Source organism: Gorillibacterium sp. CAU 1737 (assembly GCF_039888655.1).
Taxonomy (GTDB): Bacteria; Bacillota; Bacilli; order Paenibacillales; family NBRC-103111; genus Gorillibacterium.
Map to the genome: position 1 here is coordinate 116,807 of NZ_JBDQQO010000007.1, position 13,486 is coordinate 130,292.

17 protein-coding genes are annotated in these 13,486 nt (G+C 54.4%); 7 read left to right on the top strand and 10 right to left on the bottom strand.

Going from position 1 to position 13,486, the window contains the following annotated elements:
* Window positions 1–157: 157 nt before the first annotated feature.
* Window positions 158–874: a glycoside hydrolase family 73 protein gene (locus tag AAFN83_RS15710; protein ID WP_347770994.1), complete on the top strand. Its 717-nt coding sequence runs from the start codon at window positions 158–160 to the stop codon at window positions 872–874.
* Window positions 875–1,195: 321 nt separating this feature from the next.
* Window positions 1,196–2,011 carry a glycosyltransferase family 8 protein gene (locus AAFN83_RS15715; RefSeq protein ID WP_347770996.1) on the top strand — a complete coding sequence of 272 codons (816 nt, stop codon included), beginning with the start codon at window positions 1,196–1,198 and terminating at the stop codon, window positions 2,009–2,011.
* Window positions 2,012–2,118: 107 nt separating this feature from the next.
* Here the strand turns inward: AAFN83_RS15715 and AAFN83_RS15720 are convergent, their stop codons facing one another.
* The 3 genes from AAFN83_RS15720 to AAFN83_RS15730 form a co-directional block, all read right to left on the bottom strand.
* Window positions 2,119–2,571, bottom strand: a complete 453-nt coding sequence (locus AAFN83_RS15720; RefSeq protein WP_347770998.1) for a YkvA family protein — start codon at window positions 2,569–2,571, stop codon at window positions 2,119–2,121.
* 21 nt (window positions 2,572–2,592) lie between these two features.
* Complete coding sequence (locus AAFN83_RS15725) at window positions 2,593–2,850, bottom strand: hypothetical protein (protein WP_347771000.1); 258 nt, start codon at window positions 2,848–2,850, stop codon at window positions 2,593–2,595.
* Window positions 2,851–3,038: 188 nt separating this feature from the next.
* On the bottom strand, window positions 3,039–4,076 hold the full coding sequence (locus AAFN83_RS15730) for an NAD(P)/FAD-dependent oxidoreductase (protein WP_347771002.1): 1,038 nt from the start codon (window positions 4,074–4,076) through the stop codon (window positions 3,039–3,041).
* Window positions 4,077–4,392: 316 nt separating this feature from the next.
* Between AAFN83_RS15730 and AAFN83_RS15735 the strand changes: the two genes are divergently transcribed.
* Window positions 4,393–5,580 (top strand): NAD(P)/FAD-dependent oxidoreductase, encoded by a 1,188-nt coding sequence (locus tag AAFN83_RS15735; RefSeq protein ID WP_347771004.1) that lies wholly within the window; start codon window positions 4,393–4,395, stop codon window positions 5,578–5,580.
* 71 nt (window positions 5,581–5,651) lie between these two features.
* The gene (locus AAFN83_RS15740) at window positions 5,652–5,915 is read left to right on the top strand and encodes a hypothetical protein (protein ID WP_347771006.1); all 264 of its coding nucleotides are present in this window, start codon (window positions 5,652–5,654) and stop codon (window positions 5,913–5,915) included.
* A 154-nt stretch (window positions 5,916–6,069) separates the two neighbouring features.
* Here AAFN83_RS15740 and AAFN83_RS15745 read toward each other — a convergent pair whose 3' ends face one another.
* The 5 genes from AAFN83_RS15745 to hemQ all read right to left on the bottom strand — a co-directional run bounded on the left by AAFN83_RS15745 (window position 6,070) and on the right by hemQ (window position 9,640).
* Window positions 6,070–7,425 (bottom strand): DUF711 family protein, encoded by a 1,356-nt coding sequence (locus tag AAFN83_RS15745; protein WP_481810517.1) that lies wholly within the window; start codon window positions 7,423–7,425, stop codon window positions 6,070–6,072.
* A gap of 48 nt (window positions 7,426–7,473) precedes the next feature.
* Window positions 7,474–7,743 (bottom strand): ACT domain-containing protein, encoded by a 270-nt coding sequence (locus tag AAFN83_RS15750; RefSeq protein WP_347771010.1) that lies wholly within the window; start codon window positions 7,741–7,743, stop codon window positions 7,474–7,476.
* 347 nt (window positions 7,744–8,090) lie between these two features.
* On the bottom strand, window positions 8,091–8,447 hold the full coding sequence (locus AAFN83_RS15755; protein WP_347771011.1) for a hypothetical protein: 357 nt from the start codon (window positions 8,445–8,447) through the stop codon (window positions 8,091–8,093).
* Between the two features lie 58 nt (window positions 8,448–8,505).
* Complete coding sequence (locus AAFN83_RS15760) at window positions 8,506–8,877, bottom strand: hypothetical protein (RefSeq protein ID WP_347771013.1); 372 nt, start codon at window positions 8,875–8,877, stop codon at window positions 8,506–8,508.
* A gap of 13 nt (window positions 8,878–8,890) precedes the next feature.
* Window positions 8,891–9,640 carry a hydrogen peroxide-dependent heme synthase gene (hemQ, locus tag AAFN83_RS15765; protein ID WP_347771015.1) on the bottom strand — a complete coding sequence of 250 codons (750 nt, stop codon included), beginning with the start codon at window positions 9,638–9,640 and terminating at the stop codon, window positions 8,891–8,893.
* Window positions 9,641–9,825: 185 nt separating this feature from the next.
* Here hemQ and AAFN83_RS15770 point away from each other — a divergent pair, with 185 nt between their 5' ends.
* Window positions 9,826–10,758 carry a DUF5050 domain-containing protein gene (locus AAFN83_RS15770; protein ID WP_347771017.1) on the top strand — a complete coding sequence of 311 codons (933 nt, stop codon included), beginning with the start codon at window positions 9,826–9,828 and terminating at the stop codon, window positions 10,756–10,758.
* 9 nt (window positions 10,759–10,767) lie between these two features.
* Here the strand turns inward: AAFN83_RS15770 and AAFN83_RS15775 are convergent, their stop codons facing one another.
* Entirely contained in the window at window positions 10,768–11,175 is a 408-nt protein-coding gene (locus tag AAFN83_RS15775) for a NusG domain II-containing protein (protein WP_347771019.1), read from the bottom strand.
* A 55-nt stretch (window positions 11,176–11,230) separates the two neighbouring features.
* On the opposite strand from AAFN83_RS15775, the gene AAFN83_RS15780 reads away from it, so the two are divergent.
* Window positions 11,231–11,821 carry a histidine phosphatase family protein gene (locus AAFN83_RS15780; RefSeq protein ID WP_347771021.1) on the top strand — a complete coding sequence of 197 codons (591 nt, stop codon included), beginning with the start codon at window positions 11,231–11,233 and terminating at the stop codon, window positions 11,819–11,821.
* 7 nt (window positions 11,822–11,828) lie between these two features.
* Here the strand turns inward: AAFN83_RS15780 and AAFN83_RS15785 are convergent, their stop codons facing one another.
* Window positions 11,829–12,461 carry a CPBP family intramembrane glutamic endopeptidase gene (locus AAFN83_RS15785; protein WP_347771023.1) on the bottom strand — a complete coding sequence of 211 codons (633 nt, stop codon included), beginning with the start codon at window positions 12,459–12,461 and terminating at the stop codon, window positions 11,829–11,831.
* Window positions 12,462–12,612: 151 nt separating this feature from the next.
* Here AAFN83_RS15785 and AAFN83_RS15790 point away from each other — a divergent pair, with 151 nt between their 5' ends.
* Window positions 12,613–13,362, top strand: coding sequence for a VOC family protein (locus AAFN83_RS15790; RefSeq protein ID WP_347771025.1), 750 nt, complete (start codon window positions 12,613–12,615; stop codon window positions 13,360–13,362).
* Window positions 13,363–13,486: the final 124 nt, after the last annotated feature.

A 13,486-nucleotide genomic window follows, 5' to 3' on the forward strand; every position in this document is an offset into this window, starting at 1 on the left:
GGCACAAGGAAGCCGCGTCCCGAAGTCGCGGCTTCCTTGTGTCTGCCTTTTTCTTATTCCCTGCCGGGTTGGTCTCCCGCCCCGGGCAACCTGTCCCTTGCCTTTCCCTTCCCCTTGGCATACAACAGGAGTAACGGGTTGGAAAGGAGGGATCGTCATGACCCGCCAGGACTTCATTGCGACGATCGGGCCGATCGCGGTTCGCCTGCGGCTCGAAGGGTCGCCGATCTTCCCGTCGCTTCGTACCGCCCAGGCTCTTCATGAAACCGGCGGCATCATTCCAGCTTGGAACAATGTGGTGGGCTTCAAGGTCGGCAGCGGCCAGCCGAACGCCTATTGGAAAGGGCGTTCTGTCAACACGCGGACGTGGGAGGTCTACAACGGCATCCGCTACAACGTAACCGCGAATTGGCGTGCGTACGACCAGATCGAGGATTGCTTTCGCGACCAGGATCTCTTGTTCCGCCTGAGCCGCTATGAGCGGGTTCGTCGGGCCACAAGCCCGGAGGAGCAAGCGATGGCGCTTCAACTCGGCGGCTATGCCACCGATCCGGACTATGCGAAGAAGCTGGTTCAAGTCATCTCGAGCTATGGCTTGAAGCGGCTTGATGAGGAGGTGGAGGATGTGCTCGAAAGCTTGTCGGTGCAGTTGAACGATCTGCAAAAGGAATTGCAAGCGACCCGGACCGAGCTCGCGACGGTGAGAAAGCAGCTGGATGCGCTGAGAAATCTGGAGCAGCAGGACCCTCCGGTTTGGGCGAAGGAAGCGATGGAGGCCGCCGTCGCGTCCCGATTGGTCGATACGCCCAAGGGGAGCATCGACTTCTATCGTGTGCTGACCATCATGTATCGCATGAAGCTGTTCAGCAAGTAAGGCACCGCTCTTCCGTTGAGCGTTCACAGGCTGCCCCGCCAGCCTTGGGAACGCTCTTTTCATTCACCAGCAGCTTCGTTATGATGAGGAGGAGCCTATGGAAGTGAAACGTGTGGAACGGCAGAAAAGCACGAAGAGATAGGTTGAAACTGGAGGAGCGAACGCGTTCGCCTTTGTTTTTCAATTTCAACTGCCCGCTAAGAAATCAAACCGAGAAATTGAAAAACAACAGCGACCGGAAGTTCAAGCTGTTCTCGTAGTGCGCGCCTTCTCTGCTAGTTCACAAGTTGAACTTCTGATACCGAAACCAAGGAGTGTCCCATGCCGATCCCCATTCTGGTCACCCTCAATTCGAACTACCTCCGCCCGCTCAAGGTCATGCTGAAGTCGCTGTTTCTCCAGCATCCGGGCGTTTCCTTTGACCTCTACCTGCTCCACTCCAGCATCCTTCCGGCGGAGATCGCCGACCTGCATCACTATATTGAGGAGCACGGAAGTGATCTACATGCCATTCGCGTGGATGACCACATGTTCGAGGAAGCGCCGATCGTCAAGCATTACTCCAAGGAGATGTATTACCGCATTCTGGCGTTCCGGTTCTTGCCGCCGGAGCTGGACAAGGTGCTTTACCTCGATCCCGATCTGCTGATCCTCAACGACATTCTTCCGCTTTACGAAACCAATTTGTCAGAGCATCTGTTTGCAGCGGCGTACCACGACCGCATTCCACTGACCGAAATCAATCGCCTTCGGCTGAGAACGCAGGAGCTGCCCGCCTATTACAATTCCGGCGTTTTGTTGATGAACCTGAAGCTTCAACGCGAGCGAATTTGTGAGCAGGAGATCTTCGATTACGTCCGAGAGAACAAGAAGAGACTCATCCTTCCCGATCAAGACGTGCTGAATGCCCTCTACTCCACGTCCATCCTAAAGATCGAGGAGCTTCTGTACAATTACGATGCCCGCTTCTACCTCTATTACAAGCTGGCGAGCGGCGGCAAGGTAGACATGGACTACGTCATCCGCCATACGGCGATCCTTCATTTCTGCGGCAAACGAAAGCCGTGGAACAAGAATTACTCCGGCAGCTTTCACGCTCTCTACAAGCATTATGAACGATTGGCGCTGCCGAAGTAAACGTACTCTCTATGCATGCCCGAAAGTATATTCTCATAAAAAGAAGCTGCCGGCCCCTGGCGATCTGCCATGGGCGAGCAGCTTTTCTATTGGATAAGGGCGAGAGCTTACGCCTTCGATTCCGGCGCCGGACCATGTTGGACGAGCTTCCGTCCGGAGATCCAGGCCTTCGCTTTGTCGCGATGGTCGTTCGTCACCTTCGAGGACAGCGTCTTGAGGGCTCCGGCGAGGATCGCGGCGTCATCGGTCCAGCCGGCGAGCAGGAACACGTCAGGGATGGCATCGATCGGCAGGATAAAATAGGCGAGCCCGCTGAACGCGATGGCTTTGGCCCACTTTGGCGTCTTCGGATCCATGGCGCAGTAGAAGAGGGCGATCACGTCCTGCAGGAAGGGGACCTGCTCGGCATGAGCCTTCAGCTTACTCCAGAAGTGATGCCGGACGTACTCCTCGTCGCTTTCCCCCTCATGCCGAACCAGCGCTTTTTCCTCCTGGGAAGAAGCGGGGGGATTCGAGCTTGGCTGCTCTTTTTTCCAAGGGAAGCGCAAACGGTTTGCCATGAGTTTCACTCCTCCAGTTTATCAATCTCCAATCGAGAACTCCTGTATATATACGGGAAAGGCATGGGCACAGTTTCGACAAAATGCCGTGTGAGCGCAAGCGCCTAGCGCCAGATCCGGCAGCCCGTTGGAAGCAGAGGCTTGTTCGATCGAGCCATAGGGAGAATAAGGGCCGAACTGATCCTGCATTCGCCCTTGATCGAGGGCCGCACTGCCGCATACCGGGCAACGAGCGGACAGGCGACTGAGTCCATTGCATACCGGGCAGATGGTATCCACAGGCTTCTCTTCCTTTCCAAGTGAACGTCCCTGCTACCTTCAAATGAAAGTGGCTTCTATTAACAGCTTACCCATTTTTCCCGAGTTCCCTCATTGGCATCTGAGTTCTATCCAAAAAAAACCCTCACGGCCAGGAGGCTCATGAGGGAGAGGAGTTCGAATTCTAAGCTGCCTCATAGGTTGCTAGGCTAAAACTTGAGGTTGCTGCTGTGGCCGGGAGAAAGCTTGGCGTCAGGATCGATGTAGACCTTGGCGTTGTTGATGGCGGTCGGTGCTTCTCCAAAGCCGACGGCAATCAGCTTCAGCTTGCCGGGGTAGGTCGTGATGTCGCCGGCGGAGAAGATGCCGGGGATGTTCGTCTCCATACGGGAATCGACGACCACACAGTGGTCTTCAATCCGGAAGCCCCATTCGGAGATCGGGCCGAGCGCGGAGACGAAGCCGAAGTTGACGATCACGTCGTCCACCGGAACGATGGTTTCTTCTCCGGTCTTGATCTGGCGGAGAATGACGCTTTCGATGGCATCATCGCCGTTCAATCCGGCAATTTCGGTCGGGGTGATGATCTTGACCTTCGACTTCATCAGCAGCTCGACGCTGTGCTCATGAGCCCGGAATTTGTCACGCCGGTGAATCAGGGTGACCTCTTCCGCAATCGGCTCCAGCATAAGCGCCCAGTCGACGGCGGAATCTCCGCCTCCGCTGATGAGAACGCGCTTGCCGGCAAAGGAGGAGAGGTCTTTCACGAAGTAGTGAAGGTTCTTCTTCTCATAACGGTCCGCTTGAGCGAGCTCGAGCTTTCTCGGCTCGAAGGCGCCAATGCCGGCCGTGACGATGACGGCTTTAGCCAGGTGAACGGCTTTGGTCGTCGTAATCTCGAACAGGCGCTCATCCTTTTTCTCCACGAGCTGAACCTTTTCTTCCAGACGGACATCCACCGGGAAGTGGTTCATCTGTGTAAGCAGGTTGTCGACGAGCTCTTGCCCGCGGACCTTGGGGTAGCCGGCGACGTCGTAGATGTATTTTTCCGGGTACAGGGCAGCGAGCTGTCCTCCCAGTTGGGGCATGCTTTCAATCAGTTTTACCGATGCATGACGCATCCCGGCATAGAAGGCCGCAAACATACCAATCGGGCCTCCGCCGATGATCGCGATATCGACGATTTCCTCTTTCGTGGTCACTCCAGTGGACACCTCCAGGGACGATTGCTTACGATACGCTTTCATTATACCCAACTCCGAGTGAGAAAAGAAATCAAATGAACGGCTTGCTGTAACTTTTGTCACAATGCGTGTCCGGAAGGCCAAAAAAGGCAGGCGGCGGTTTGCTTTCGGCAATCGTCTCGCGGTATGATGAAATGGGGAAAAGTCTTGCACTTTCGCCCTCAAAGGGATATCATTTTTAGGATTGAAAAGGAATGAAAGCAACCATTTAAGCGCCGGAGCGCCTCGCATGAACGAGGCTCCGCACTCGCTTGAGCGGGCCGGCATTCTACTATAGAGAGAGATAAAAGAAATTACGAGAAGGAAAGGATTAGGAGAGATGAGCCGTATTCCCCGCATTGTCATCCTCGGAGCCGGTTATGGAGGTGTGGTCACGGCCATACGGCTTCAGAAGCATCTTAACTACAATGAAGCGGATGTGACGTTGGTCAACAAGCACGAGTATCACTACATCACGACTCACCTGCATATGCCGGCTGCCGGAACCGATAAGCCGGAGAACGCCCGGGTTGACATTTCGAAGCTGATCGACGAGTTCAAGATCGATTTCGTCAAGTCCACCGTCGCCCAGATTCGTCCCCAGGACAAGAAGGTCATTCTCGAGGACAGCACCCTCTCCTATGACTACCTGGTGATTGCATTGGGCGGAGAACCGGAAACCTTCGGCATCCCGGGCTTGCGTGAGCACGCCCTTACCATCCGCAGCTTAAACAGCGTTCGCTACATTCGGGAGCATATCGAGTTTCAATTCGCCAAGTTCAAGCAAGAGCCCCAGCGCAAGGACTACCTGACGTTTGTCGTGGGCGGAGCTGGTTTTACCGGCATCGAGTTCTTGGGCGAGTTGGCCGATCGGCTCCCGAAGCTGTGCCGGGAATTCGATGTCGATCCCGCACTTGTGCAGATTGTGAACGTCGAAGCGGCTCCGAGCGCGCTCCCGGGGTTTGACTCCGAGCTAGTAGAGTACGCAACCGAAGCCCTTAAGGCGAAGGGCGTTGTCTTCCGCCTGTCTACCGCCATCAAGGAGTGTACCAAGGAAGGCGTTATTCTCGCGAATGGCGAAATGATCAAGGCCGGCACAGTCGTCTGGACCGGCGGCGTGCGCGGCAATCGCCTGCTGGAGGATGCCGGGTTCGAAACGATGCGCGGCCGCGCGGTGGTGGATGCTGAGCTGCGGACGAAGGAGCACGACCACGTCTACGTGATCGGCGATTGCTCGATTGTGTTGAGTGAGCAGGGGAAGCCCTATCCGCCCACCGCTCAAATTTCAATCCAGCAAGCGGAGGCGTGTGCGCACAACCTGATCGCCACCATCCGCAACACGCCGCTTAAGGAATTTTCCTTTACCAACCGCGGAACCGTCGCTTCGCTTGGCAAGGGAGATGCGGTCGGCGTCGTCGGCAAGTACAAGGTTAAAGGCTACAAAGCGGCCATGATGAAGAAGGCCATCGATATTCGGTATCTGTTTATCATCGGCGGGCTGCCGCTCGTCGTGCGCAAAGGCCTTTAGCTAATTCGTTGAACGAAGAAGCGAAGAGAAGCACGGAGGAAAAGGTTGAAGCCGGAGGAGGGAGAAGTCGGATGAGGCATTGCAGCGTACAGGTACGTGGGCTGCTGACCCGGGATGAATTGGACCGCTATAACGCTTTGATGGAAGTAGGGTCTTTTCTCGAATCGGTGAATCGCTACGACCTGGTCTATCCGGTCCAAAAGGAAGTCGATCTGCTCATCCAGCCAGCCATCGAGCGGCTGAAGGAGAAGGGGCGCCAGCGGGACCGCGCGGATGAGGAATACCTGGCTTCGCTCCGGGAGCGAGAGGGTACTTTGCCGAGCGAGGAAGATTGACCTAGAGCGTGTTTGCAAACACGCTCCGTGGAAAAAGGGTTCGGCAGGACGAGAATCTATGCCGTGACGATAGAAAAGACGCGCCGCCGTCGCTTTCCGAAAGGGAAAGGACGGGGACGCGTCTTTTTTGCATGAGCATCGGTGGATATAGGGTTTAGTTTTTGAAGCTGTGGATGGGGGCGGGAATGCGGCCGCCGCGTTGAATGAAGCTCTCGCAGGAGAAGGAATTGACGGCCATGACCGGCGCATAGCCGAGAAGTCCGCCGAACTCGACCATCTCCCCGACTTCCTTGCCGATGACTGGAATGATCCGCACGGCGGTCGTCTTCTGGTTGATCATGCCGATCGCCGACTCATCGGCGATGATGCCGGAGATCGTGTCCTTGGACGTGCTGCCGGGGATGGCGATCATGTCGAGGCCTACCGAGCAGACGCAGGTCATCGCCTCGAGCTTCTCGAGGGTGAGCGCGCCCTTCTGCACGGCTTCGATCATGCCATGGTCCTCGCTCACCGGGATGAAGGCGCCGCTCAAGCCGCCGACGTAGGAGGACGCCATGACGCCGCCCTTCTTGACGTTGTCGTTCAGGATAGCGAGGGCAGCGGTCGTTCCCGGTGCTCCCGCTTGTTCCAGGCCCATCACCTGGAAGATTTCGGCAATGGAATCGCCGATCTCGGGCGTCGGGGCGAGCGACAGGTCGATGATGCCGAACGGCACGCCGAGCCGTTTCGAGGCTTCCTGGGCGACGAGTTGGCCGACGCGGGTGATCTTGAACGCGGTGCGCTTGATCGTCTCGCACAGTGTCTCGAAGTCCTGGCCCTTCGCTTCTTCCAGGGCGCGCTTCACGACTCCGGGGCCGCTGACGCCGACATTGATGACACATTCGCGTTCTCCGACACCGTGGAAAGCGCCTGCCATGAAGGGGTTGTCTTCCACGGCATTGCAGAACACGACGAGCTTGGCGCAGCCGATGGAATCGCGGTCCGCCGTTCGCTCGGCGGTCTGCTTGATGATGTCGCCCATCAGCTTGACGGCATCCATGTTGATGCCGCTGCGCGAGGAGCCGACATTGACGGAGGCGCAGACGCGGTCCGTCACGGCGAGTGCTTCGGGAATGCTCTCGATCAGCACACGGTCGCCCTTCGTGCAGCCCTTCTGCACGAGTGCCGAGAAGCCGCCGATGAAGTTGACGCCGACCTGCTTGGCGGCGCGGTCGAGCACCTCCGCGACCGGAACATAGCTGTCGGTGTTCAAGCTTCCGGCCGCAATGGAGATCGGCGTGACGGAGATGCGCTTGTTGACGATAGGCACGCCGAACTGCTTCTCCAGGTCCTCACCGGTCTTGACGAGATGTTCGGCGGAGCGGGTAATTTTGTCATAAACCCGGTCACAGAAGACCTTTAGCTCGGAATGGGCGCAGTCCATCAAGCTGATGCCCATCGTGATGGTCCGGACGTCCAGGTTCATCTCCCGGATCATTTTGTTGGTTTCCTGTACTTCCACCAAGGAAATCAATGTGGACAAGCCCCCTTTTTCTAATCGTTGTGCGTTGTGGGTGAATTAAATCCGGTGCATGATGTTGAAGATGTCCTCGTGTTGCAGTTTGATTTCCACGCCGATCTCACGGCCGACTCCTTGGAGCTCCTCCACGAGGGCCTCCAGACTTTTTGGTGCTTCAGTGAGGTCGACAATCATCATCATGTTGAAGTATCCCTGCACGATGGTCTGCGAGATATCGAGGATGTTAACCTTTTCCGCAGCGAGGTAGGTGCATACTTTGGCGATGATGCCCACCCTGTCTTTTCCGAGTACGGTAATGATCCCTTTCAAGCCCATGGCCTCCTTGTCGAATCGGTCCTCCGCTTGTCCTTTGCGTCTAGGACACAAATCCATATTTCAATCATTATGGCAAAAGCGAAGCAAAGCTTCAACCAAGGATTTTTTCTCACCGTGATGGAGAGCGCCAGAGCGTGTTTGCAAACCCGATTTTTGGCCGAATAGGTCGAATGATTTTCCCTGAATCCAGCCACGATGGCTAGTCTCAAGGCGATGCACATCTGCTGTTTGGCCGTTTCATGGGTTTGCAAACACGCTCTAAATCGGAGAGGGGGAAGGTGAGGAGTGAAGGGGATAAAAAAAGGAAAGCAGGAACCGAACGCTCCGCTTTCCATTCTTTCTTACCGGTTGGTTGAGGGTTCCTCATTCAAGGAGACACCGTCATTTGAATCGTTATGCCATACAATAAAAGCAGGCGGCTTATGATGGATTTTGAAGTATTCGATCGCGGCATACACCCGTTCAACAGGCAATACCCAGGCCATGGGATATTCGTCACACTGCCCGTTGGATAGGAAGAATTCCATGGTTGCCTCTTCCGGGCCTGCATAATCGGGGTTTCGGGAGCTGAATCCCGCATCGCCTTCCTCGCGCAAATACATCAACCAGCCGTATTCTCCATTGAGGAGTGCAACTACCGTTTGCTCATCGGGTTCGTTGGTTACCCATATCTCTTGATACTGGTCTTTGTCGCTCATCTCATATCCTCGCTAACCCGAAAAATGAAGGTCTCCAGCTTATCCTCAGTCCGCCCGTCTACAGCTCCTCCCATTGAATGCAAGAAGGCTTTTCCGGCGAACGGAAGAAATGCAAAGCACATTCCAGGGCGGATTGCGGCTGGATAACCTGGTAGGCTGCCACTTCATACTTCCCGTTCTCAAAACAGGCGAGCCCCTCTTGGGACAGATCGCCTAGGGACGCAAACATTTGACCGTTATCTTCGGAAAAGTAGTTCACTACCGCCTTCGTATCCTTCACAAGGATGGAGAGGCAAGGAAAGTCTTGTCCTTCCTGGCGATAGCACCAGATTTCATTGCCGGGAGAAGCGAATAAACTTGACTTGAGCTGGGCTTCGTATTCGGCAAGAGTGAGGCAGGGAACCTCTCCGAACTTGCTGCTAATCACCATTGGGTCGTTCTCCTTACTTGACGCCCAGCCAATCGCCCAATCTTGCGGCATCGAGGCGGTTCCCGACGTAGAAGCCGCCGAAGTCACCGTAACGGGCGCTCACTTCGTCAAAGCGCATCTCATAGATGAGTTTTTTGAATTGCAGCGGATCATCCGAGAACAGGGTGACGCCCCATTCCCAATCGTCCAGGCCGACGGAGCCAGTGATGATCTGCTTCACCTTCCCGGCGTAGCTGCGGCCGATCATGCCATGACTGCGCATCATCGAACGGCGTTCGTCCATGCTGAGCATGTACCAGTTGTCGTGGCCTTCCCGGCGTTTGTTCATCGGGTAGAAGCAGAGATGGGCGCTCTTCGGAAGGATCGGTTTCAGGCGGGCTAGAATGTCGGGATCTTCCATCGGGTCCGTTCCCGGTTTCGCCATGTAGCTGGACAACTCGACGATGGAGACATAGGAATAGGTGGGCTCGGTGAATTCGGCGATAAGCGAACGGTTGAAGGCAAGTTCGACCTTTTCCAGATCCTGCAGCGTCTCCCGAAGGTGGAAGATCACAAAATCAGCCTTTTGGCCAACGATGCTGTAGAGGACGGTACTGCCGCGCCGCGAGGATTCCGTGAGAGCCCACTCGTCGAGCAGATTCTTCCATTCGGTCAAGGCCTGTCTCCGCTTTTCGGCGGGTGCTGCCTGAAAGGCTGACCAGTTGATGCGGCGAAAATCATGAAGGGCGTACCAGCCCTCCAGTGTTTGAACGGCTTCATTCATGGGAGACACTCCTTACGGAACATGGTTGAGAATCATCTTCATCTGATTGTAGCGCAAGGGACTGGGGAGGGCAAACGAGTGAGCGTGAGCGGTTTTTGTTGCCGATTTTTGTGACAACAATGCTAGCGCTACCGAACCGTAATATGGGATAGTGGAGAGGAATTCGTGCGTACGGAGGGATGTCGGTGAATCGCATTATGCTATGGGGAAGCCTGATCATCCTTATTCTTTTCAGCTCGGGTTGTTCGAAAACGCCAACCTTTCGAATCTTTGAAGGAATGACTCAAGAAGACGGAGGCCACACTCCGGGATTCGTGCAGAACGATGAAGCGGGAACGTATTTTATCAATGGTAACGGGAATCATCGAATCTATCGGGCAAGCCAAGCGGGCGCAGACAAAACTCCTTTAGGGAAAGATTCGGCAAGCAGTCTGCTGTTGGTTAACGATTGGCTTTACTATGTAAAGGATAGTGATGAATCCGGTCTGTATCGCATCCAAACCGACGGGACTAACCAGGAACAGTTGAGTGATGCGTTTGTCGGACTGGTTGGCTCTGATGCTAAAGGTTCCGTCTATTATCGAGACAGCAAAGATAATTATCACTTGAAACGGATGAAGTTTCCCGAGAAAGAGATAGAGACGCTTGTTCCTGAATCGATTAATGAAGCGGCAATGGCGGAGGGTTCCATTTACTACATAAATAATTCAGAAGAAGGACTCCTGTACCGGTATAACCTATCCGATGGTACTAAGGAAAGAATGAGCTCCTTTCCTGTTCGCATGATCACTTGGTCAGGAACAGACCTGTATGCTGTAAATCGACAAGACCAGGTTCTTTACCGATTTGATGAACAAGAGTCTCCCAAACCATTGACGAATTTGAAAGTGGAACATTACGCTGTGCAAGGAAGCAATATTATATACAAGACTGAAAATGGAGGACTCTTTCAAATCTCGCGGGATGGGACCTCATCTGAAATCCTTGTGTCTTCAGAAGATGACCATTACTACCGGTTTCAGATTCTTCAGAACTGGCTCTATTACGAAGACCATGCCAATCCTCGTCATGCAAAGCTTTCACTCATTTCACTTGAGGATATTGGATTTCAACGATAGCCCTGCCGCTCAATAAGAGACAGCGTCTATTCCCGTCTCATCGGCCGAGCTTGCCGGCCCTGTGATCTCGATGTTCATGCGCAGCGGTAAGCAGATGATAACCTGATGCGGTTTGGTGATGCGGCCGAAGGTAAAGCAGACTTTCTCGGGGCAGTCCGATTCGATCACTTCGATTCCGTTCTCTTTCACCCGTAACAGGTCATAGCCCTTATCGGTTCGGACCTCAATGAGCTGCGGTTCTTTCGTCAGCATCACGGTCTTATAGACCTGACCCTCCACATGAATCGTTGCATAGGAAGCTTGTCCCTCATAGGAAACGGGATGAGAGGCGCTCCATTTCATTTGGAAGGAAAAGCCGATGGCTAGGGCAATGCAGGTGAATAAGATCCAGTCGCTCTTCTTAAGCAGGGGGTTCATGGTTCCATTCCACATCCTATCAAAAGGTATTCTAGTCTTTAGCAGGAGGCTGTACATGCACACCTACGTTTATATGATCCGTCATGTTGAATCGCCGAAAGAAGGACCGGATCGGTTGAGAGGCCTCACCGACAAAGGCAGGGCGGACGCCGAACGAATCACGGAGCTTCTCCGGGAGGAAGGCATTGACGTGTTCGCATCGAGCCCCTATCGGCGAGCGGTCTTGACCGTACAGGGCTTGGCGGACGAAGCCGGGAAGGAGATGCTCCTCTTTGAGGATTTGAAGGAGCAGGTTTTCTCTGCGGAAGAAACCCGCATGCCGGATAAGGAATTGATGCCTCTGATCCATCGGCTTTACGCCGAGCCGGGGTTTTCCTTGCCTGACGGGGAATCGAACCAAGCCTGTCAAACCAGAGCCGTGGCCGTTCTGAATCAGTTGTTGGAGACTTATGCGGGACAGCGCATTGCCATTGGGACTCATGGAGCGGTCATGGCCCTGATGATGGGCGGCTATGACCCCCACTACGACTTGAATTTCCTCCTGCACACCACGAAGCCGGATGTCTATCGCATGCAGTTCGATGGGCATCAACTGATGGAAGTGGAGAGGCTGTGGCCGAGACGGCAGTCCGAGGAGCAAGGATAAGGGAAGCCTATCGAGGCTTCCTTTTTGCGTAATAGACGCAGAGTAGATTGAACTCGATATGCAGCACGACCGTGAACAGAATCGACTGGGTAGAATCAGCGACTGCTCCGAAGACCACACCGCCGATAAAGGCATAGGCCATATAGATCAAGCTGGACCTAGTCAGGCGGTAGTATTGGAGATGGGAGACGGCAAACAGGAAGGCCGTAAGGAGAATCGGACCCGTAATGGACAGATCGAACAGTTCCCAATGGGAGGAGGCGCCCAGCACCTGATTTAGCAGCGGAAGAACAGCCCCTCGGTAGACCCACTCTTCCATGACCGGAAAGAAAATAACGAAGTTTGCTAGGTTTCGCCTGCCGACGGGGTGATACCCAGAATATTTTGCAATCCAAAGGTTGGTAAGAAGTACGGCGACAACCAGGGGAAGTACGAAACCTACATCAACCGGCAGGCGGCACGCATAGTTCCCCTCCATAAACGGGACTGCGGCGATGAGAAGAACAGCCCAACCGTAAACCCAATAGGATTCCATACGTTGAAAACGATTTTTGCCGAGAAGGGTGTGCAAGGTCATCTCGACGAGTTTATAGGAAAAGGAAAGCAAAGCAGCAAGAAGCAAAGCGGATAGAGCACCCATCCCTGTATCCCCCATTGATTCGTGGTTGTGATCTCGATGTGAACTCTGTTACAAGTTCGCCTTTTCGTACCAAGTTCCTTCTCCGATGGCGGGGGGCTCTATGGTATACTGCGTGGAAGAAGATTCCTAGCGTATACAGATGAGGTGGCCCATGAAGATTGATCATCTAGTCGTTAACATAGACTCCGCCTGGCAAGAAGACCCCCATCATGTGGAGGAGATTCGTTCGGCTGGACTGCCGTATATGCCGAAATGGGGGAAGGGGACACGAGGATTCAAGGTGTCGAATGTCTGGATCGGCAAGGAATATCTGGAGCTGGTTCGCATCAAACGTCCGGACGGGGGCGGCTGGATTCCCGAATGGACCCAGCGCTACCTCGCGGGGCATCGGGGCCTCGTCGGATTGGCGATCGATGTGGAAGATATCGAAGCGGTCTATCGAAAGCTTCGCGATGCCAAGGTGAAGGTCACCCGGCCGGAGCCGCTTCGGTTCAAGTGGTTTTTTCGCCTGCTGACGCGGACGATGCCCTGGAAGAACGCCTATTTGCCGCCTTTTGAGGGAATGCCGTTCCAGCTCTTTCTGCAGCAGATGGATAACGAGAAGGCGCGTTCCTTCATGGAAGCTTACATGGTGCCGAACAGCCGGAATCAGGGCATAGAGGGAATAGCGGAGTTGATCGTCTATGGCCGGTTGACGGCGGACGACAAACGGATCGTGATGGCGCTGTTCGATCATGTGGATGAGATAGCCGGCGAGATTCGGATTGCCATCGGGGAGCAGATCATTCGCTTTGTTCCTGCGGATGCTCACCGGGTGGAGGTTGTCCTGAGGGGGACCAACCGGGAATATAACGGCCAGCGGCTTGCCTTGCACAACCTGGAACTTATCCATCCCGAGTAAAGAAGAAGCCGTCTTGGATGACGGCTTCTTTTAAGTCCATGCCCTCATTCCTGCCCGAATTGACGCTTAATAGGAAAATCTTTTTTCGTTGGGAACGTAAGATACGTGTCGATTTGTGTGGTAG

Coding starts and splice junctions, on each gene's coding strand:
- AAFN83_RS15790 (WP_347771025.1), top strand. CDS start 12,613: ATGAAGATTGATCATCTAGTCGTTAACATAGACTCCGCCTGGCAAGAA.
- hemQ (WP_347771015.1), bottom strand. CDS start 9,640: ATGAATGAAGCCGTTCAAACACTGGAGGGCTGGTACGCCCTTCATGAT.
- AAFN83_RS15740 (WP_347771006.1), top strand. CDS start 5,652: ATGAGGCATTGCAGCGTACAGGTACGTGGGCTGCTGACCCGGGATGAA.
- AAFN83_RS15710 (WP_347770994.1), top strand. CDS start 158: ATGACCCGCCAGGACTTCATTGCGACGATCGGGCCGATCGCGGTTCGC.
- AAFN83_RS15755 (WP_347771011.1), bottom strand. CDS start 8,447: ATGAGCGACAAAGACCAGTATCAAGAGATATGGGTAACCAACGAACCC.
- AAFN83_RS15720 (WP_347770998.1), bottom strand. CDS start 2,571: ATGGCAAACCGTTTGCGCTTCCCTTGGAAAAAAGAGCAGCCAAGCTCG.
- AAFN83_RS15785 (WP_347771023.1), bottom strand. CDS start 12,461: ATGGGTGCTCTATCCGCTTTGCTTCTTGCTGCTTTGCTTTCCTTTTCC.
- AAFN83_RS15730 (WP_347771002.1), bottom strand. CDS start 4,076: ATGAAAGCGTATCGTAAGCAATCGTCCCTGGAGGTGTCCACTGGAGTG.
- AAFN83_RS15715 (WP_347770996.1), top strand. CDS start 1,196: ATGCCGATCCCCATTCTGGTCACCCTCAATTCGAACTACCTCCGCCCG.
- AAFN83_RS15780 (WP_347771021.1), top strand. CDS start 11,231: ATGCACACCTACGTTTATATGATCCGTCATGTTGAATCGCCGAAAGAA.
- AAFN83_RS15775 (WP_347771019.1), bottom strand. CDS start 11,175: ATGAACCCCCTGCTTAAGAAGAGCGACTGGATCTTATTCACCTGCATT.
- AAFN83_RS15760 (WP_347771013.1), bottom strand. CDS start 8,877: ATGGTGATTAGCAGCAAGTTCGGAGAGGTTCCCTGCCTCACTCTTGCC.
- AAFN83_RS15735 (WP_347771004.1), top strand. CDS start 4,393: ATGAGCCGTATTCCCCGCATTGTCATCCTCGGAGCCGGTTATGGAGGT.